This is a genomic window from Ruegeria sp. CJ6, assembly GCF_056536665.1.
Genome location: NZ_JBQFQB010000001.1, coordinates 423,366 through 441,136 on the forward strand (window position 1 = coordinate 423,366; position 17,771 = coordinate 441,136).

Sequence of the window (17,771 nt, forward strand, 5' to 3'; positions counted from 1 at the left end):
GATGGCTAAAAAAAGAAAACCGGATGCAGACAAGCTGCCGGTCAGTCAAAGAATTGACAGCCGGATGCCAAATCCCAAGCGGCGTGAGATGAGCCCGACCGATTGGGCGGTTAAGGGTGAACTGATCCTGAATTGTTCGTGCGACGTATTCTGCCCATGCGTGGTTTCGCTGGGTGCACACCCTCCGACCGAAGGGCATTGCCACGCGTGGATGGGTATCGCGATCGACGAAGGCCATTACGAAGGCGAAGATTTGTCCGGTCTGAATGTAGGTCTGCTGGTTGATATCCCCGGACGCATGGGCGAAGGCCAGTGGAAAGTCGCGGCTTATGTGGATGAACGTGCCAGCGGCAAGGCTTATAATGGACTGTTGCAGATATTCAGCGGTCAGGCAGGTGGCACAACCGGGCTGTTCACTATGTTGGTCAGCGAGATCATAGGGGCTGAACGTGCACCGGTTCAGATCGAAAGGGACGGCACCAAACGCCGGATCATGATAGGGCGCAAGATTCAGGGTGAGATCGAAATGCTGGCGGGCAAAGACCCAGAGCACCCGGTGATGGTTTCAAATTCGAAATACTGGATGGGGCCGGACATCATTGTAGCAAAAGGCACGAAATCCAAGGTGCGCGACTATGGTCGCGTATGGGACTTCGGCGGCAAGTCAGCCGAGATCTGCCCGATTGACTGGCACGGGCCTAAGTAATGATAACCGGTGCCTATGCCCGTGAAATGGCGCGATATAACCACTGGAAAAACAACCAGTTAAAGGGCTTTCTCGAAGCTCTTTCAGACGAAGAATTGGCACGGGATCGCGGCGCTTTTTTCGGGTCGATCATGGGAACTGCCAATCATCTGCTTTGGGGGGATTGGATCTGGATTTCCCGGTTTGACAAGGGACCGGGGCCAGGTGGTGGCATTCCTAAGAGTGTCTCGATCTGCACTGGCATGGCCGACTGGCTGCCGCTGCGCGATACGATTGACGCCCGTATTGCGAGATGGGCCAATACGTTGGGGGATGATGTCCTGAGCGGTTCGTTCACGTGGTACTCGGCTGCAAAAGAGAACGACGTAACAAAGCCTTACGGGCAATGCGTCATTCATATGTTCAATCATCAGACGCATCATCGCGGACAATTGCACCAAATGCTGACCGAGGCTGGTTCGCAGGCACCTGTCAGCGATCTTGTCTTTCTGCCAGAGGATTTCTGACATGGCAGTCATCTCACCGAACCGGCGCGTGCGCAAAACCCCATTCACTCCGGGCGTCGAGGCCGAAGGCGTCACAGGGTATACCGTTTATAATCACATGCTGCTTGCGACGGTTTTTGAAAGCATCGAGGCTGATGCGGCGCATCTGAAACAGCATGTACAGGTCTGGGATGTCTCGTGTGAGCGGCAGGTACAGATCAAAGGCCCGGATGCGTTGCGGCTGATGAAGATGCTCAGCCCGCGCGATATGGACAAAATGCAGGCGAACCAGTGCTATTATGTGCCGATAGTAGATCACAATGGCGGCATGCTGAATGATCCTGTTGCGATCAAACTGGCGGATGATCACTATTGGTTGTCGGTTGCCGATGGTGACCTTTGGCAGTTTGCTCTGGGAATCGTGATTGCGCTGGGGCTGGATGTCGATATTTCTGAGCCGGATGTGTCGCCCTTGGCGGTACAAGGCCCCAAGGCGGACGAGCTGATGACGCGCGTCTTTGGTGATGAAGTCAGGGATATAAAGTTCTTTCGATATAAACGGTTGGCGTTTGAAGATACATCATTCGTCGTCGCCCGGTCTGGCTGGTCAAAACAAGGCGGGTTCGAGATATACGTCGAAGGGACGGATTATGGCATGCCACTATGGGACACGCTGTTTTCTAATGGCCGAGACCTGAACGTGCGGGCAGGTTGCCCAAACGGGATTGAGCGTGTTGAAAGCGGTCTGTTGAGTTTCGGGTCGGACATGCGGCGCGAGAATACGCCCTATGAATGCGGGCTAGCACGGTTCTGCAATTCTCCGCTGGATTATATCGGCAAAGCCGATTTGGCGGATCAGGCGAAAAACGGTCCGCCCCGGCAGATCCGTCCGCTTGTCATTGAAGGTGAGATCGGACCGTGCACCGAATCTTGGCCGCTGATGGCCGGGGGCCGGCAGGTCGGGCAGGTGGCTTCGGCTGCGTATTCACCCGAGTTTGGAGTGAATGTAGCCATTGGAATGGTCGACCGGTCCCATTGGGCGCCAGGTACGCGGATTGAATTGATGACCGAACATGGAATGCGATGGGCCGAGGTGCAGGAAAAATTCTGGCGCTAAGCCCTTGTTTCAGGAACACAGCCGATTGAGGCAATAGAAGGAGTAAGTTCATGTTTAATGCACTTGTCGTTGAAAAAGATGAAGAAAGTGGCCTCGCAAGCGCTTCGGTGAAGCAGATTTCTCTGGATGCGCTGCCGGATGGAGAAGTGACGATCGCCGTTGAATATTCAACGGTGAACTATAAGGACGGTCTGTGCATGTCGCCCAAAGGCGGTGGTCTGGTGCGTAGTTATCCTCATATTCCGGGCATCGATTATGCGGGCACGGTCGAGCAGTCCTCGGATGCACGCTACAAACCTGGCGACAAGGTCGTGCTGACGGGCTGGCGCGTAGGTGAAGCGCATTGGGGCGGCTATTCACAAAAAGCAAACGCGCGGGCAGATTGGCTGGTGCCGTTGCCGGATGGGTTGGATACACGGCAGGCGATGGCAGTTGGCACTGCCGGGTTCACCGCTATGCTGGCCGTCATGGCGCTGGAGGATCAAGGTTTGCAGCCGGGTCATGGCCCGGTGTTGGTCACAGGTGCCGCAGGAGGTGTCGGCTCGGTCGCGACGGCCATTTTGGCCCATCTGGGCTATGAGGTTGCAGCTGTGACCGGGCGTCCTGAAACCGAAGAATACCTGAAATCACTGGGTGCAACCACAATTGTCCCGCGTGACGAGTTGAACGAGACCACCAAGCGTCCGCTGGAAAGTGAAACTTGGTCCGGATGTGTTGATGCGGTGGGCGGAGCGATGCTTGCCCGCGTGCTGGGGCAGATGAAGTATGGGGCCTCGGTCGCTGCGGTTGGCCTTGCCGGTGGTGCGGCGCTGCCCGCAACCGTGATCCCATTCCTGCTGCGCGGTGTTAATCTGTTGGGCATCGACAGCGTGATGCAGCCATATGACAACCGGGTCCGTGCCTGGACGCGTATCGCAACCGATCTGCCTATGGATAAGCTTGAGGCGATGGTCCATGCAGCAACCCTTTCTGATCTGCCCCAGTTGGGAGCGGACATCCTGCAAGGTCAGGTAAAAGGGCGTGTCGTGGTAAACGTGAACGCTTGATAGACAAAACAGACAACGGATCGGCCGGAGCATGCATCCGGCCGACCCAATTGTCGGGAATGAGGCCGAAATGCCGGAAACAGTTCTGGCCATTGCCACATTTCGTGACCATGATTGCTATACATCCCATTTGTGATGGCTTAAGACCCATCCGAACATCACCTGAAGACGGGGAGTGAGCAGCATGTCTGATGATTTCGAACTCGATACCGATGATCTGAAACGCCGTATGGACGGTGCCATGGCCAACCTCAGAACCGAATTCGCTTCGCTGCGGACCGGTCGTGCATCGGCTTCAATGCTTGAGCCCGTCATGGTCGATGCTTACGGCGCGATGACTCCGATCAATCAGGTCGGTACCGTGAACGTCCCTGAACCGCGCATGGTAACCGTGAATGTTTGGGACAAGGGCCTCGTCGGCAAGGTTGAAAAGGCCATTCGGGAAAGCGGTTTGGGTATAAACCCGCAACTGAATGGTACCATCATCATGCTGCCGATTCCCGAGCTGAACGAAGAACGCCGTCGCGAGCTCGGCAAGGTCGCGGGTCAATATGCAGAAAGCGCACGGGTTTCGATCAGGAATGTGCGCCGTGATGGCATGGACCAGATCAAAAAGGCCAAGGCAGACGGCATGTCCGAGGACGATCAGAAATTCTGGGAAACCGAGGTTCAGGAGCTGACGGATACCATGATCAAATCCGTCGATGATGCGCTCGAGACCAAACAAGCCGAGATCATGCAGGTCTGAGCCTCGGATATGCCAAAGGATCCCGATACCTCTCCGATTGCAGGGCCGCGCCACGTTGCTATCATCATGGACGGCAACGGTCGCTGGGCACAGTCGCGCGGGCGGCCTCGATTGTTTGGCCATCATGCAGGTGCGCGCCGCGTCCGTGAGGTGGTCGAGGCCTGCCCAGGTTTAGGGATCAAGTATCTGACAGTATTTGCGTTTTCGACTGAAAACTGGAAACGCACTCAGGTCGAAGTTGCAGGCCTGATGAGCTTGTTTCGCCGTTACATCGTCAAAGAGACCAAGACCTTGAAAGATAACGGCATTCGGGTCCGTTTCATTGGGGATAGAGTTCGGCTGGATGCCAAGTTGACCGAGCTGATGGATACGCTTGAACGCGAAACACAGAACAATGACCTGGTTCATCTAACCGTTGCCTTGAACTATGGCGGTCGTGACGAGGTGGCGCGCGCGACCAGACGTTTGGCACGTGACGTGGCCGATGGCATTCTGCGCCCCGAGGACGTGGACGAGGAAACTCTGCCCAAATATCTGGACACGCGCGTTCTGCCAGACCCCGACTTGGTGATCCGTACCAGTGGTGAAGCGCGGATCTCGAATTTCCTGCTGTGGCAGTCTGCCTATTCCGAATACGAATTCATCGATACTCTGTGGCCTGATTTCACCGCTGCAGAACTAGAACGGCTGTGCCGCAACTATGGATCGCGAGAACGGCGGTTTGGAGCGGTCCCGGCATGAGTGATGGCCGATGGTCTGATCTGACTGCCCGGGTTTTGTCGGCTTCGGTTCTTGTGACTATTGCGGCAGTCGAAGTTTGGCTAGGCGGCCTGTGGTTTGAGATATTTATCGGCACCGTCTGCGGTCTGATGATATGGGAACTGATCCGGATGATCGACCCAGAACGTCAGGGTGTCGCGATTCAGCTGGCGATACTGACCGGGTTCGCCGTGGTCCTAAGCTATCATCTACCACCGCTATACAAGCTTCCATGTTTGGTGGCCCCGGCATTGGTAGGAGCAGGACAGATCAACCGTGCGCGCGGGATATACGTCCTGTTTGCCCTTTGGATCGCGATGTCGGGGCTGGGATTCATATCGATCCGAGAGAACCTGGGATTTGGATGGATGGTTTGGCTGATCCTTGTGGTCGTGGCCACGGATGTCGCCGGGTATTTTGTGGGCAAAACGCTTGGCGGACCTAAGTTTTGGCCCAGAGTTAGCCCCAAGAAGACATGGTCCGGTACGGTTGGAGGCTGGGTTGCCGCCGCGCTGGTCGGAACAGTTTTTGCGCACTATGCCGGTTTCGGCATTGCTTTTATCGTTGTCTCGGTTCTTGCCTCTATGGCCAGCCAGATCGGTGATATTGTTGAAAGCGCGACAAAACGTGGCTTTGGCGTTAAGGACAGCTCAAACCTTATACCCGGTCATGGCGGGTTTCTGGATCGGTTTGATGGGATGATGGGCGCGTCAGTCTTTGTGTTGCTCGCAGGGCTGTTTTACGCGCCCGGAGGTATGTGATGCGAAGGGTATCCATATTTGGTGCGACTGGTTCCATTGGCCAGAATACGATTGATCTGATCGCAAGAAATCCGAATGCCTATGACGTGGTCGCGTTGACCGGTGGACGCAACGTCGCGCAGCTTGCACGCGATGCAGTGCGCCTGGATGCAGACGTGGCGGTGACTGCGTTTGATGACAAACTCGATGATCTGCGTGACGCATTGGCCGGCAGCGGAGTGCGAGCGGCTGCGGGGCAGGCCGCTCTGATCGAGGCCGGGGCGCGACCGGCGGATTGGGTGATGTCTGCAATTGTCGGTTCCGCAGGACTGGCTCCGGGGATCGAAGCGTTGAAACAAGGGGCGACACTCGCGCTTGCCAACAAGGAAACGCTGGTTTGTGCCGGGCCGCTGGTTCTGGAAACGGCTCGGGCGCATGGCGCCACGCTATTACCCGTGGATAGCGAACATTCGGCAGTTTTTCAGGCGCTTGTGGGCGAGGATATGACTAGCGTCGAACGGATCATTATCACCGCAAGCGGTGGAGCGTTCCGGGATTGGCCGCTTGGCGATCTGGCCAAAGCAACTGTTGAACAGGCATCGAGTCATCCGAACTGGAACATGGGACAGCGGATTACGATCGACAGCGCATCTATGTTCAACAAGGCATTGGAAGTTATAGAAACCAAAGAATATTTTGGCGTTAACCCATCGAATATCGAAGTCCTCGTACACCCAGAATCCATCGTTCACGCACTGGTCGGGTTTCAGGACGGCGCCTTGATGGCGCATCTGGGTGCTCCGGATATGCGCCATGCCATCGGGTACGCGCTGCATTGGCCCGAACGGCGCGATTTACCTGTTGCGCGCCTGGATCTCGCGCAACTGGGTCAGTTGCGATTTCATGCACCGGATGAAGCGCGTTACCCGGCTTTGCGTCTTGCCCGCGAAGTGATGCAGCGCGGCGGCTTGTCCGGTGCGATCTTCAACGCCGCCAAAGAGCGCGCATTGGACCACTTTATAGAAAACCGGATACGTTTTTTGGATATGGCAGACACGGTGTCGGCCGTGTTGGAGCGTTTTGAGGCCTCAGACAGCCTGATTGATGCACCATTGACCCTTGATAATGTACAGCAAACGGACCATCTCGCACGTCAGTGGGTCGATGAAACCGTATTGGAACGAGCAGGATAGAACTTTTGGACATACTCTCTTTGATCCCGCAATTTGGCAATCTGCTCTACACGATAATAGCCTTCGTTATTGCGCTTTCAGTGATTGTCGCGGTGCACGAATACGGCCACTACATCGTTGGTCGGTGGTCTGGCATTCATGCCGAAGTGTTCTCGATCGGTTTCGGCCCGGTTCTATGGAGCCGCGTAGACAAGCGCGGCACTCGCTGGCAGGTCGCGCTGCTGCCATTTGGCGGTTATGTCAAATTCCTGGGGGATGCCAATGCCGCGTCCGGCAAAGACGTAGACGCGATGAGTGAGATCTCTGCACAAAGCCCGGAAGAGCTGCGCCGCACCATGCACGGCGCCCCGCTTTGGGCGCGTGCGGCTACTGTTGCGGCAGGGCCGGTCTTTAATTTCGTGATGTCGATATTGGTGTTTGGCCTGATTTTCTGGTCGCAGGGTGTATCCCGTGAACCTTTGACTGTCGGCGCACTGCAGCCGTTGCCTGGTACAATTCAGGGTTTGCAGGAGGGCGATGAGATTATCGCCATCGCAGGCATTCCAACACCGGATTTCGATGACGCAAGCAACTGGTCCGATTTCATCAATTCGCTGCCTGTAGAACCAGAGTTGGACTATACGGTTATCCGAGATGGAGAGACCACTGATGTCGTGGCACCTTGGCTCTTTCCACCGCTAATCCAACAGGTTACGCCGCGCAGTGCAGCGATGGACATACAGTTGCGGCAGGGCGACGTAATCACGGCGGTAGACGGTGATCCGATCTTTGCGTTCGAGCAGCTTAAGGAACATGTCGAAGGATCGAACGGGCGTGTATTGCTGCTGGATGTATGGCGCGACGGGGCGGATTTGGAATTTGCACTTGCGCCCCGACGCACGGACGAGCCGACGTCGGATGGTGGTTTCATCACCCATTGGCGCATCGGTATCGTAGGCGGCATGATGATCGATCCCGAAACCGTTCCAGCGGGCATTTGGGATTCGATCGAAGGTGGCGTGGTCCAAACCGGGCGCATCATCGAAGGCTCACTGTCGGGAATGTGGCACATGATCACCGGAGCGATCAGCACCTGCAACATTTCCGGGCCGATCGGTATTGCCGAAACCTCGGGTGCTATGGCCAGCCAGGGGGCACAGAACTTCATCTTCTTCATCGCCGTATTGTCAACGGCGGTCGGGTTGCTGAACCTGTTCCCGATCCCAGCCTTGGATGGGGGGCATTTGCTATTCTACGCTTATGAAGCTGTGTCTGGTAGACCACCCAGTGATAAAGCGCTGAGGGTACTGATGGGGGTCGGTGTCACACTGATCCTGTCATTGATGCTTTTCTCGGTCAGTAATGATCTGTTCTGCTGATTAAGGCGATCTTGGCACCGTTCCGACGCAAAATTGCCGCAATTCAAGCCTATCTTATTGGGGTGCATCGATAAGTGTAGGCTTGAGTTCAATGACCAAGGCGTTTCAAAAATCCTATCAGAGTGTCAGCGTCCTGTTCCAGTTGAACTGGGATATGCTGCTCAGCTTTGCCGTGACCGCACTGGCCCTAGCTGTTGGTGGTTATCTGCTCGGTTTGTGATTCTCCTGAACATGTCTGACTTACGTGCAACGGCCTTATGGGCCGTTTTTGCTTTTTCGTCTTTTGACATGGCCCCACAATCGGGCTACTCAGCAGCTAAAGGCTGAAAATTCTGGGTAGTGATAAAAATGACTGACAGCAGGCGCACGGGCACATACTGCGGCTCGCGGGGGCGGAAAAGCAACATTTTGTGGCAGGCACTAACGTTCTTTTTCCTTTTTGCTACACCGGGTTTACTGGTTCTGACGCAGCCCGCACAGGCGCAATCTTACACCATCAACAGCTTCGAAGTTGAGGGCAATCGACGGATCGAGACTTCGACGATTATCGCCCGCACCGGAATCGAACCGGGGCAGACTGTTACGGCAGGACAATTGAATGATGCCTTCCAGCGTTTGCTTGACAGTGGTGTTTTTGAAACAGTCGAACTTACACCGCGTGGCAGTACGTTGGTCATTGCGGTCGAGGAATACCCGACCATCAACCAGATCAGCATCGAGGGCAATCGCCGCGTAAAAGATGATCTCCTGCTCGAAGCGATATCGTCCCAAACCCGCCGCGTATTCACGCCTCAACAGGCCGAAGCGGACGCTGACCTGATTGCCGAAGTATATTCGGCGCAGGGCCGCGTATCCGCGACGGTTATCCCCCGCATCATTCGTCGCAGCGATAACCGTGTCGATCTGGTGTTCGAAGTCGCCGAAGGAACGACAATCGAGGTCGAGCGCGTCAGTTTTGTAGGAAACCGCGCGTTTTCGGACCGTCGCCTGCGCCGCGTGCTTGAAACAAAGCAGGCGAACATTCTGCGGACCTTCCTTCGCGGCGACACCTTCATTGCCGACAGAATCGAATTCGACAAACAGGTGATCCGTGATTTCTACCTGTCACGCGGTTATATCGATTTTCGCGTCAATAGTGCCAATGTCGAATTCACCCGCGAACGGGATGCATTCTTTCTGGTTATGAACGTCACAGAAGGACAGCGGTTCTCGTTCGGTCAGATTACGACCGTCAGTGAGATCCCGGGTGTGGACCCAGCGCCTTATCAGGCGGCTCTGAAAGTCAAACCAGGTGTAATTTACTCTCCGACGGTGCTTGAGAACTCGATCGCGCGGATGGAGCGTCTGGGGCTGAAAAACGGCGTTGATTTCCTGCGGGTCGAGCCCCGGGTAACGCGTAATCCCCGCGATCTGACGTTGGATGTCCAGTTCGTGCTAACCCGTGGCCCGCGTATCTTTGTGGAACGCATCGATATCGAGGGGAACACAACCACGCTAGACCGTGTGATCCGCCGTCAATTCGATACCGTTGAAGGCGACCCCTTCAATCCCCGTGAAATCCGCCAGAGCGCCGAACGTATTCGCGCCTTGGGTTTCTTCTCGGTCGCTGATGTGGAAACCCGCGAGGGATCGTCGCCAAGCCAGGTCATCGTGGACGTGGACGTCGAAGAACAACCCACCGGTTCGTTGAGTCTGGGCGGTAGCTACTCGGTCTCGGACGGTTTCGGGATCGCAATCGGATTGAATGAATCGAACTTCCTCGGCCGCGGGCAAAACCTGGGTATCACGTTGTCGACAGCTCAGGATTCTGAGCAGTACGTTATCAACTTTACCGAGCCTTATCTGCTGGGCCGTAAGCTACGCTTTGATCTTGGGCTTGGTCTGGCCAGCACCAATTCGAGCTTTGCCAGCTACGACACAAAAACAGTGTTCTTCCGCCCACAGCTGAGCTACGCGATTGGTGAATTGTCGGCGTTGCGTCTTCGCTATGGTTGGGATCGCAGCGAAATGACCCAGCAGAGCAATGAGCGGAACGGCGCTGTCATCTCATCAGAGATCGATCAGGGGAAACGAACCAGCAGTTCTCTGGGTGTGTCCTACGTATACGATAGCCGTATTGGTGGCCTGAACCCCACAGCGGGCGTCTTGTTCGAAGTCGGCGTGGATGCTGCTGGTCTTGGCGGGGACAATGAATTCTTCAAAACCACGGCGCGGGCGATCGCGCAGAAACGCGTCCTCAACGAAGAAGTCGTATTGCGCGCGACGCTTGAATTGGGTGCACTGAACTGGACCGGGGACGATTTCAGCCGCACGCTCGACCGGTTTGTTCTAGGTCCTAGCACATTCCGCGGGTTTGAGCCTGCTGGTATCGGGCCGCGTGACCTTTCGAACGGGCAGGACGATGCCATCGGCGGCAACTACTACTGGGTTGCTCGTTTCGAATCGGACTTCCCGCTGGGGCTGCCCGAAGAACTGGGGCTGCGTGGCGGCGTCTTCTATGATGTAGGCAACCTCTACAATCTCAACAACGTCAACACCGCTGGCGCTGATATTGTTGGTGAAAGCGGTTCGATCCGGCATGTTGTAGGGGTATCCGTACTGTGGGAAACACCGTTTGGTCCGCTTCGCTTCAACTTCTCGCAGGCCCTCAAGAAAGAGGACTTCGATAAAGAGCAAAGCTTTGACCTGACAGTTCAAGCCAGGTTCTGATCGCGAATGATCACCGAAGTTAAGAACATCCTGCAGGGCCCGCTAAGGGCCCTGTGCGTTTTGGTACTTCTAGCTGTAGCAATGCCGCTGGGTGCGCAGCAATTGGGCGTGCCACAAACAGACGTTCTGACAATCTCCAGTGAGCGTTTGTTTGCAGATTCCGCCTTTGGGCAGCGCGTCTTTCGCGAGATTGAAGCCGAAAGCACCCTTTTGGCTGAAGAAAACGAACGGATTGTGGCGCAGTTGAGCAAGGAAGAAAAAGATCTGACCGAAAAGAGGTCAGATCTTTCGGCGGACGAGTTTCGCCCGCTTGCCGAAGCTTTTGACGAGAAAGTTCAATCACACCGTGACGGCCAGCGCGCCAAACTGGACGCATTAGCGCGGCGCGGCGAAGAGGCGCGTGGTCAGTTTTTTGAAATGGCGCAACCGGTGCTGATCGAACTGCTGCGTGAATTTGGCGCTTCGATTGTGATCGAGCGGTCCAATGTGGTTCTAAGCACGGACGCCTCAGATATTACCAACGCTGCGATAGCCAGGATCGATGCCGCAATCGGCGACGGCGCTACACTTGAAAACAATAACAACGAATAGGCTGGCTTGCCCTTGGGTACGGGTATTGCTAACCACGCTTGAAAGAGACATCCAGAACAGGACATCCGCACCATGACCACGGAAACCAAGAGCGCCGACATTCAGCTGATTCAGCGTATATTGCCGCATCGCTATCCGTTTTTGCTGGTCGACAAGGTTGTGGATATCGATGGCTATCAATCAGCGGTGGGCATCAAGAATGTCACCATGAACGAGCCGCACTTTCAGGGCCATTTCCCCGGAACTCCGATCATGCCTGGCGTGACCATTGTCGAGGCGATGGCGCAGACTGCAGGGGTTATGCTGGGTGTCGGCATGGATGTAATCGACAGCGAGTTGCTGATCTATTTCATGAATATCGACAAATGCAAATTCCGCCGCAAGGTCGTACCTGGCGATGTTCTCGAAATGCATGTCGAAACTGTACGCGGTAAGAAAGGTGGCAAGATCTTCAAGTTCAGCGGCCGCGCGACAGTCGAGGGCGAGGTTGCTGCCGAAGCTGAATTTTCGGCCTATGTCGACTGGGACATGGAAAAAACAACATGAGCGGTATTCATCCCAGCGCCATTATCGAAGACGGTGCGCAGATCGGGCAGGGTTGTACGATTGGTCCATTCTGCCATATCGGTCCGCAGGTCCGTCTGGGCGATCGGGTCGAACTGAAATCCCATGTCGTAGTCACCGGCGATACGTCAATTGGTGATGACACAGTGATTTTCAGCTTTGCTGTTGTCGGGGAAATTCCGCAAGACAAGAAATTCGGTGGTGAGAACACGCGCCTTGAAATCGGTGAGCGCAACCGTATCCGCGAACACGTCACTATCAACACCGGCACGGATGGCGGCGGTGGTATCACCCGGATTGGCGATGACTGCTTACTGATGGCCGGTGTCCACGTGGCGCATGATGTACAAATCGGCAACCGGGTCATTCTGGTGAATCACGCTGGCGCAGCTGGTCACTGTATTATCGAGGATGACGTCATCGTTGGCGGAATTTCGGGCTTACATCAGTTCGTGCGCGTAGGTCGCGGTGCCATCATTGGCGCGCTTACGATGGTCCCGAATGATGTGATCCCATATGGGCTTGTTCAGGCGCCTCGGGGCGAGCTGGATGGCTTGAATCTGGTCGGTTTGAAGCGGCGTGGTGTAACGCGTGAGGATATCTCGGCATTGCGCGCGGCCTTCAAGGAACTATCCGAAGGAGACGGCACCTTCATGGATCGCGCCACCCGGCTGGGCGAGGATGCAGACAACGAATATGTGCGCCAGATCGTCGAATTTGTGACGGGGCAAACAGACCGTTCGTTCCTGACCCCAAGGAAGTAGGCCAATGCTGGCATTGATCGCAGGAACTGGCGCTTTACCAGACGAGGTGGTCAATTGTCTGCCAAACCGCCCGCTGATCTGCGCTCTGGAAGGGTTTGAGCCCGATACACTGACCACCGACTTGGTTTTTCCATTGGAGCAACTGGGTAGCTTCGTCGCCGATCTCAAAGCCCGCGGCGTGACCGAGATTTGCATGGCAGGGGCAGTGCGTCGTCCGACTGTCAATCCAGCTCGCATTGATGCGGCGACGATGCCGCTGGTGCCGATCCTGCAAAAGGCCATAATGGCCGGTGACGACGGCGCATTGCGCGCGGTCATTGGTATATTTGAGGATGCCGGTTTGACGGTCCGTGCGGCGCATGAGATCGCGCCGGATTTGCTGCCGCCGCTTGGCTCATTGACCGAAGCCCAGCCTTCTGAAGCGGATCACGCCGACGCAGATCGAGCGGCAGGAATCCTGCGCAACATGGGGGCGGCGGATATCGGTCAGGCTTGCGTAGTACTGAAATCCCAAGCGTTGGCGATCGAGGGCATCTATGGCACCGCATGGATGCTGCAATCCTTGACACAGCGCCCCGACGCGGGCGGTGGCATTCTGTACAAAGGTCCAAAGCCGGATCAGGACCGGCGCGCAGATATGCCTGCCATCGGACCCGACACCGTGTCAGCAGCCGTCGCTGCGGGCTTGTCTGGCATTGTCATTGAAAAGGGCGGCGTCATCGTTTTGCAACGCGATCGCGTGATTGAAGAATGCAATCGCCTTGGTCTGTTTCTTTATGTCCGCGAGCGCACGGTCTGATGCGCGTTTTTCTGGTCGCCGGTGAACCTTCGGGCGACCGTTTAGGAGCCGCGTTGATGGAAGGTCTGCGTACCCTTTTGCCAGAGGTGCACTTTGATGGGGTTGGCGGGCCGCTAATGCAGGCGCAGGGGCTGACCAGCCGATTTCCCATGTCTGAACTCAGCATTATGGGGTTGGTCGAGGTTCTGCCCAAGTTCTTTCACCTAAAACGCCGTATCGCTGAGACTGCTCAGGCAGTTCTAGACACGAAGCCTGATGTACTGATCACTATCGACAGCCCGGATTTCTCGTTGCGTGTGGCTAAGCTGGTAAAGGCCTCCAGCGAGATTCGCACTGTCCACTACGTTGCCCCCAGCGTCTGGGCCTGGAGACCGGGGCGCGCAGACAAGATGGCGAAAGTAATCGATCACGTCCTTGCGCTGTTACCCTTTGAACCGCCTTATATGGAGCGGGCAGGGATGGAGTGTGACTTTGTCGGCCATCCGGTTGTGAACGAACCCATTGCGTCCGATCAGGATATCCAGCGATTCCGCGCGGCTCACGATCTGGGCGACGCGCCCATCGTGCTGGCTTTGCCCGGCTCTCGGCGGGGTGAGGTCGAACGGCTGGCTCCGATCTTTGGCGCTGCTTTGCAGGAATTTCTGAAAAACCGTCCCGATATGCGCGTGGTCGTGCCCGCAGTTGCACATATGGTTGATGCGGTCGCCGAACAGGTTCGGAACTGGCCGGGGAATCCGATAGTTGTCGATCCGCGGGAATTGCCTTCGGACGACGCGCAAGCGCAGAAACGGGCAGCGTTTGCCGCAGCTGATCTTGCATTGGCTGCATCCGGCACGGTCTCATTGGAACTGGCCGCGCAGGCAACACCGATGGTGATCGCCTATAACCTCAACTGGCTGACCACGCTGATCGCAAAACGAATGGTTAAGCTGGACACCGTCACACTGGTCAATCTGGTCTCGGAGACACACGCAGTACCCGAATGTTTGCTGGATGAATGCCAACCGGACAAGATCGCTTCGGCGTTGGAACAGGTGGCCGCCACCCCCGACGCCCAACATCAAGCCATGGCGACGACGATGGAGCGTCTTGGTCGCGGTGGCGAAGCACCGGGTTTGCGTGCGGCAAGGTCCGTTTTGGACAGAATGAAATCGTGATGCTGGATCATGTGATCTTTGCTGCTTCGGCCTTCATGGCGCAGGTTTTGACCAATCTCGACAACCTTGCAGCTCTTGTAGCGTTGATGATGGTGTCTGGTCCGCGCCGGACCGTTGCGGGCTTCCTGCTGGCGCAGATGTTAATCATCGCGGCCGCCTTATTGTTGGCCTTGGGTGTCGATGATGTGGTGCCACATTGGGCTGGATATCTGGGCGTGATACCACTTGGCCTCGGGCTGATCGGAGTTATCCGTCAGTTCCGCGGATCAGAAACCGACGAGGCCCCCCAAATATCCACGAGTGCCTCAACATTCGTCACCATGCTGCTGTTCATAAGTCTGTCGATGGACACGTTCGCTGTGCTTGCGCCGCTATTGGCCGACTCAGCCCCCAGCTATCGGATTGCGGGTGTCACCGGCGCGGTGGCCGCAGCGCTGACGCTGACCATGCTGGGGCTTTGGGGCGCACAATCCCCGATCATGACTGGCGGTTTCGCGCGACGGCTTGAAAAACTGGTGCCTTACGTGATGATTTGTGCCGGGATCTATATCCTCAGCAACTCGTGGACTGACGCGATTTAGTAACCGCGCCAGATCCAGCCGCCGCCGAAGATACGGCTGCCATCGGTTTCGTAGAACACACAAGCCTGACCCGGAGAGATACCTTCCTCGGGCGTCAGCAATTCAACCTCGGCTGTTGTGTCCGAAAGGGGGCGAATAATCGCCTCACGCGGGGGGCGGGTCGAGCGGACTTTGACCGAAACATGCCATTCGTTCTTTGACGTGAACGGTTCGTCTCCCAGCCAATTGATCTCGCGCACGGGAACGGTTCTTGTGGCCAACATCTCTTTGGGGCCGACAACAACCTGTTTCTTGTCCACATCCAGCTTGACCACATACAAAGGTTCGCTGAGACCACCGATACCGAGCCCACGACGCTGACCGATCGTATAGTGAATCACCCCGTTATGCTGCGCCAGAACGCGGCCATCGGCGTGTACGATCTCACCGGGTTCTGCGGCTCCGGGGCGCAGTTTTTCGATCACGCTGGCATAGTTTCCGTTGGGCACAAAACAGATGTCCTGACTATCCGGCTTGTCCGCAACGGCCAGCCCATATTGTGCCGCCATCTCGCGCGTGGCGTCTTTGGAGGGCAGGTGGCCAAGCGGGAAACGCAGGAAATCCAACTGTTCCGGTGTGGTCGAAAATAGGAAATAGGACTGATCGCGATTTGCATCCTCAGCGCTATGAAGCTCGGCGCCGTTGGGGCCCATCTTGCGCTGAATATAGTGGCCCGTGGCCATGCAGTCGGCCTCAAGGTCCTTGGCGGTCTCAAGCAAGTCCTTGAACTTCACCCGTTCATTGCAACGGATGCAGGGCACCGGAGTCGCGCCGGCAAGATAGCTGTCGGCGAATTCGTCGATTACGGCGTCCTTGAAGATATTTTCATAGTCCAAGACGTAGTGAGGGAACCCGCGTTCTTCCGCCACGCGACGCGCATCGTGGATGTCGATCCCCGCACAGCACGCGCCTTTCTTGGCCAACGCCGCACCGTGATCGTAAAGCTGCAAAGTAACACCTACGACATCATAGCCTTGATCAGCGAGATGGGCCGCCACAACAGAGCTGTCCACACCGCCGGACATGGCCACGACAACCCGCGTTTCCGAGGGTGGTTTGGCAAAGCCAAGCGAGTTCAGCGGGGTCTCGGTATCGAGGGCCATAGGCGGTTCCTGTCCGGGTTAAGAAAGACCGGCAGAATATAAGAAAATTCTAGACACTCTCAAGGGGCGGTTTCACGCCCTTTTAAGTAGGCTGGGTGCAGCTTTGTCGCAGCAGCAGAAGGTATGAGAGATGTATTTGCACAAAGTGGAAGGTCCAAGGTCGGTCACCCTACCGGACGGGAGCGTGCTGACACGCGCCGATTTGCCTCCTGCGGATACGCGGCGCTGGGTGGCGTCGCGCAAGGTGATCGTCGTGCGTGGTGTACTTTATGGGTTGATTTCGTTGTCCGAAGCCAAAAAGCGCTATGGCATCAGCGATGAAGAGTTCAACTCGTGGGTCTCAGCAGTTGCTGAGCACGGGATCGATGCGTTGAAGGTGACGGCCTTAAAAAAATATCGACAACTTAAAGGTGAAAGTGAATAAATGATTCAACGGTAACGTCAGATTAACCATTTTTATTCAGGCTCAAATCAGTTGAAGAATTTGACCTAAATTGGAGCAGTGAACATGCGCATACTTCTTGTCGAGGATGATCCAACCACGTCCAAAAGCATCGAACTGATGCTGACACACGCCAATCTCAACGTGTATGCGACGGACCTTGGCGAAGAAGGCATCGATCTGGCCAAGCTATATGATTACGACCTCATCCTGTTGGACTTGAACCTGCCGGATATGAACGGCCATGAAGTGTTGCGCCAACTGCGCATAGCACGGGTAGAGACACCGATCCTGATTCTGTCGGGCGCTGATGACACCGAAAGCAAGATCAAGGGATTTGGATTTGGAGCAGACGATTATCTGACCAAACCTTTCCATCGCGAAGAGCTGGTGGCGCGCATTCATGCGATTATCCGCCGCTCTAAGGGGCATTCTCAATCCGTGATTCACACCGGGCAGGTCGCCGTAAATCTGGATGCCAAAACCGTAGAGGTGAACGGAAAAACCGTACACCTGACAGGCAAGGAATATCAGATGCTGGAACTTCTGAGCCTGCGGAAAGGAACAACACTGACCAAAGAAATGTTCCTGAACCATCTCTACGGCGGCATGGATGAGCCCGAGCTCAAGATTATCGACGTCTTCATCTGCAAGTTACGCAAGAAACTCAGCAATGCGACCGGCGGTGAGAATTATATCGAGACGGTCTGGGGCCGTGGATATGTCCTGCGTGATCCGCAAGCCAACAACATGGGTGAAACCCGCATGGCCGTGGGCGCTTAATCTGATCTGATTGCTACCGTCAATGGTCCGGGGCGGTAAATCCACTCGCGTGTCAGCACAACACTGGACCTGACCATGGCCTCGTCC

General features: G+C 55.9%; 20 protein-coding genes. 19 read left to right on the forward strand and 1 reads right to left on the reverse strand.

Translation table 11 applies throughout. From position 1 onward, the window contains the following. Position 1 precedes the first annotated feature (1 nt). The 17 genes from ACR0BT_RS02125 (at position 2) to ACR0BT_RS02205 (ending at position 15,317) form a co-directional block, all read left to right on the forward strand. Entirely contained in the window at positions 2-706 is a 705-nt protein-coding gene (locus tag ACR0BT_RS02125) for a DUF1326 domain-containing protein (RefSeq protein WP_480762438.1), read from the forward strand. Beyond that, a complete protein-coding gene (locus ACR0BT_RS02130; protein WP_480762440.1) occupies positions 706-1,212 on the forward strand; it encodes a DinB family protein in 507 nt (168 codons plus the stop codon). Before ACR0BT_RS02125 ends, ACR0BT_RS02130 begins: the two co-directional genes overlap by 1 nt. Position 1,213: 1 nt before the next feature. Then, entirely contained in the window at positions 1,214-2,308 is a 1,095-nt protein-coding gene (locus ACR0BT_RS02135; protein WP_170510029.1) for a dimethylsulfoniopropionate demethylase, read from the forward strand. A 50-nt stretch (positions 2,309-2,358) separates the two neighbouring features. After that, complete coding sequence (acuI, locus tag ACR0BT_RS02140; protein ID WP_480762441.1) at positions 2,359-3,354, forward strand: acryloyl-CoA reductase; 996 nt, start codon at positions 2,359-2,361, stop codon at positions 3,352-3,354. 184 nt (positions 3,355-3,538) lie between these two features. Beyond that, positions 3,539-4,102 (forward strand): ribosome recycling factor, encoded by a 564-nt coding sequence (gene frr / locus ACR0BT_RS02145; RefSeq protein WP_170393138.1) that lies wholly within the window; start codon positions 3,539-3,541, stop codon positions 4,100-4,102. A 9-nt stretch (positions 4,103-4,111) separates the two neighbouring features. Continuing rightward, on the forward strand, positions 4,112-4,843 hold the full coding sequence (locus ACR0BT_RS02150) for an isoprenyl transferase (protein ID WP_170421502.1): 732 nt from the start codon (positions 4,112-4,114) through the stop codon (positions 4,841-4,843). Further along, positions 4,840-5,622, forward strand: coding sequence for a phosphatidate cytidylyltransferase (locus tag ACR0BT_RS02155; protein ID WP_170393136.1), 783 nt, complete (start codon positions 4,840-4,842; stop codon positions 5,620-5,622). Before ACR0BT_RS02150 ends, ACR0BT_RS02155 begins: the two co-directional genes overlap by 4 nt. Beyond that, positions 5,622-6,794 (forward strand): 1-deoxy-D-xylulose-5-phosphate reductoisomerase, encoded by a 1,173-nt coding sequence (gene dxr, locus ACR0BT_RS02160; RefSeq protein ID WP_480590431.1) that lies wholly within the window; start codon positions 5,622-5,624, stop codon positions 6,792-6,794. Before ACR0BT_RS02155 ends, dxr begins: the two co-directional genes overlap by 1 nt. A 5-nt stretch (positions 6,795-6,799) precedes the next feature. Next, positions 6,800-8,152, forward strand: a complete 1,353-nt coding sequence (gene rseP, locus ACR0BT_RS02165) for an RIP metalloprotease RseP (RefSeq protein WP_480762442.1) — start codon at positions 6,800-6,802, stop codon at positions 8,150-8,152. Between the two features lie 91 nt (positions 8,153-8,243). Then, positions 8,244-8,372: a hypothetical protein gene (locus tag ACR0BT_RS02170; RefSeq protein WP_255612105.1), complete on the forward strand. Its 129-nt coding sequence runs from the start codon at positions 8,244-8,246 to the stop codon at positions 8,370-8,372. Positions 8,373-8,500: 128 nt separating this feature from the next. Continuing rightward, on the forward strand, positions 8,501-10,861 hold the full coding sequence (gene bamA, locus ACR0BT_RS02175) for an outer membrane protein assembly factor BamA (protein ID WP_170393133.1): 2,361 nt from the start codon (positions 8,501-8,503) through the stop codon (positions 10,859-10,861). 6 nt (positions 10,862-10,867) lie between these two features. Further along, entirely contained in the window at positions 10,868-11,452 is a 585-nt protein-coding gene (locus ACR0BT_RS02180) for an OmpH family outer membrane protein (RefSeq protein ID WP_170405633.1), read from the forward strand. Between the two features lie 72 nt (positions 11,453-11,524). Continuing rightward, positions 11,525-11,998: a 3-hydroxyacyl-ACP dehydratase FabZ gene (fabZ, locus tag ACR0BT_RS02185; protein ID WP_170393131.1), complete on the forward strand. Its 474-nt coding sequence runs from the start codon at positions 11,525-11,527 to the stop codon at positions 11,996-11,998. Next, positions 11,995-12,780, forward strand: a complete 786-nt coding sequence (gene lpxA / locus ACR0BT_RS02190; RefSeq protein WP_170405636.1) for an acyl-ACP--UDP-N-acetylglucosamine O-acyltransferase — start codon at positions 11,995-11,997, stop codon at positions 12,778-12,780. Before fabZ ends, lpxA begins: the two co-directional genes overlap by 4 nt. Positions 12,781-12,784: 4 nt before the next feature. After that, positions 12,785-13,579 (forward strand): LpxI family protein, encoded by a 795-nt coding sequence (locus ACR0BT_RS02195; protein WP_480561525.1) that lies wholly within the window; start codon positions 12,785-12,787, stop codon positions 13,577-13,579. Further along, the gene (gene lpxB, locus ACR0BT_RS02200; RefSeq protein ID WP_480762444.1) at positions 13,579-14,736 is read left to right on the forward strand and encodes a lipid-A-disaccharide synthase; all 1,158 of its coding nucleotides are present in this window, start codon (positions 13,579-13,581) and stop codon (positions 14,734-14,736) included. The genes ACR0BT_RS02195 and lpxB overlap by 1 nt, the downstream gene beginning before the upstream one ends. After that, the gene (locus ACR0BT_RS02205; RefSeq protein ID WP_480762446.1) at positions 14,736-15,317 is read left to right on the forward strand and encodes a cadmium resistance transporter; all 582 of its coding nucleotides are present in this window, start codon (positions 14,736-14,738) and stop codon (positions 15,315-15,317) included. The genes lpxB and ACR0BT_RS02205 overlap by 1 nt, the downstream gene beginning before the upstream one ends. On the opposite strand, the gene mnmA is transcribed toward ACR0BT_RS02205, so the two are convergent. Continuing rightward, positions 15,314-16,459, reverse strand: a complete 1,146-nt coding sequence (mnmA, locus tag ACR0BT_RS02210) for a tRNA 2-thiouridine(34) synthase MnmA (RefSeq protein WP_170646018.1) — start codon at positions 16,457-16,459, stop codon at positions 15,314-15,316. The two genes, ACR0BT_RS02205 and mnmA, sit on opposite strands and share 4 nt — an antisense overlap. 130 nt (positions 16,460-16,589) lie before the next feature. On the opposite strand from mnmA, the gene sciP reads away from it, so the two are divergent. Beyond that, on the forward strand, positions 16,590-16,883 hold the full coding sequence (gene sciP / locus ACR0BT_RS02215; protein WP_170393125.1) for a CtrA inhibitor SciP: 294 nt from the start codon (positions 16,590-16,592) through the stop codon (positions 16,881-16,883). A gap of 84 nt (positions 16,884-16,967) precedes the next feature. Further along, entirely contained in the window at positions 16,968-17,684 is a 717-nt protein-coding gene (ctrA, locus tag ACR0BT_RS02220) for a response regulator transcription factor CtrA (RefSeq protein ID WP_170393124.1), read from the forward strand. Positions 17,685-17,771: the final 87 nt, after the last annotated feature.

Excerpts from the sequence above, each read along its gene's own strand:
- ctrA (WP_170393124.1), top strand. The coding sequence starts at position 16,968 with ATGCGCATACTTCTTGTCGAGGATGATCCAACCACGTCCAAAAGCATC.
- ACR0BT_RS02195 (WP_480561525.1), top strand. The coding sequence starts at position 12,785 with ATGCTGGCATTGATCGCAGGAACTGGCGCTTTACCAGACGAGGTGGTC.
- mnmA (WP_170646018.1), bottom strand. The coding sequence starts at position 16,459 with ATGGCCCTCGATACCGAGACCCCGCTGAACTCGCTTGGCTTTGCCAAA.
- ACR0BT_RS02170 (WP_255612105.1), top strand. The coding sequence starts at position 8,244 with ATGACCAAGGCGTTTCAAAAATCCTATCAGAGTGTCAGCGTCCTGTTC.
- ACR0BT_RS02205 (WP_480762446.1), top strand. The coding sequence starts at position 14,736 with ATGCTGGATCATGTGATCTTTGCTGCTTCGGCCTTCATGGCGCAGGTT.
- ACR0BT_RS02130 (WP_480762440.1), top strand. The coding sequence starts at position 706 with ATGATAACCGGTGCCTATGCCCGTGAAATGGCGCGATATAACCACTGG.
- ACR0BT_RS02150 (WP_170421502.1), top strand. The coding sequence starts at position 4,112 with ATGCCAAAGGATCCCGATACCTCTCCGATTGCAGGGCCGCGCCACGTT.
- acuI (WP_480762441.1), top strand. The coding sequence starts at position 2,359 with ATGTTTAATGCACTTGTCGTTGAAAAAGATGAAGAAAGTGGCCTCGCA.
- fabZ (WP_170393131.1), top strand. The coding sequence starts at position 11,525 with ATGACCACGGAAACCAAGAGCGCCGACATTCAGCTGATTCAGCGTATA.
- dxr (WP_480590431.1), top strand. The coding sequence starts at position 5,622 with ATGCGAAGGGTATCCATATTTGGTGCGACTGGTTCCATTGGCCAGAAT.
- frr (WP_170393138.1), top strand. The coding sequence starts at position 3,539 with ATGTCTGATGATTTCGAACTCGATACCGATGATCTGAAACGCCGTATG.
- lpxA (WP_170405636.1), top strand. The coding sequence starts at position 11,995 with ATGAGCGGTATTCATCCCAGCGCCATTATCGAAGACGGTGCGCAGATC.
- ACR0BT_RS02180 (WP_170405633.1), top strand. The coding sequence starts at position 10,868 with ATGATCACCGAAGTTAAGAACATCCTGCAGGGCCCGCTAAGGGCCCTG.
- sciP (WP_170393125.1), top strand. The coding sequence starts at position 16,590 with ATGTATTTGCACAAAGTGGAAGGTCCAAGGTCGGTCACCCTACCGGAC.
- bamA (WP_170393133.1), top strand. The coding sequence starts at position 8,501 with ATGACTGACAGCAGGCGCACGGGCACATACTGCGGCTCGCGGGGGCGG.
- ACR0BT_RS02125 (WP_480762438.1), top strand. The coding sequence starts at position 2 with ATGGCTAAAAAAAGAAAACCGGATGCAGACAAGCTGCCGGTCAGTCAA.
- ACR0BT_RS02155 (WP_170393136.1), top strand. The coding sequence starts at position 4,840 with ATGAGTGATGGCCGATGGTCTGATCTGACTGCCCGGGTTTTGTCGGCT.
- ACR0BT_RS02135 (WP_170510029.1), top strand. The coding sequence starts at position 1,214 with ATGGCAGTCATCTCACCGAACCGGCGCGTGCGCAAAACCCCATTCACT.
- lpxB (WP_480762444.1), top strand. The coding sequence starts at position 13,579 with ATGCGCGTTTTTCTGGTCGCCGGTGAACCTTCGGGCGACCGTTTAGGA.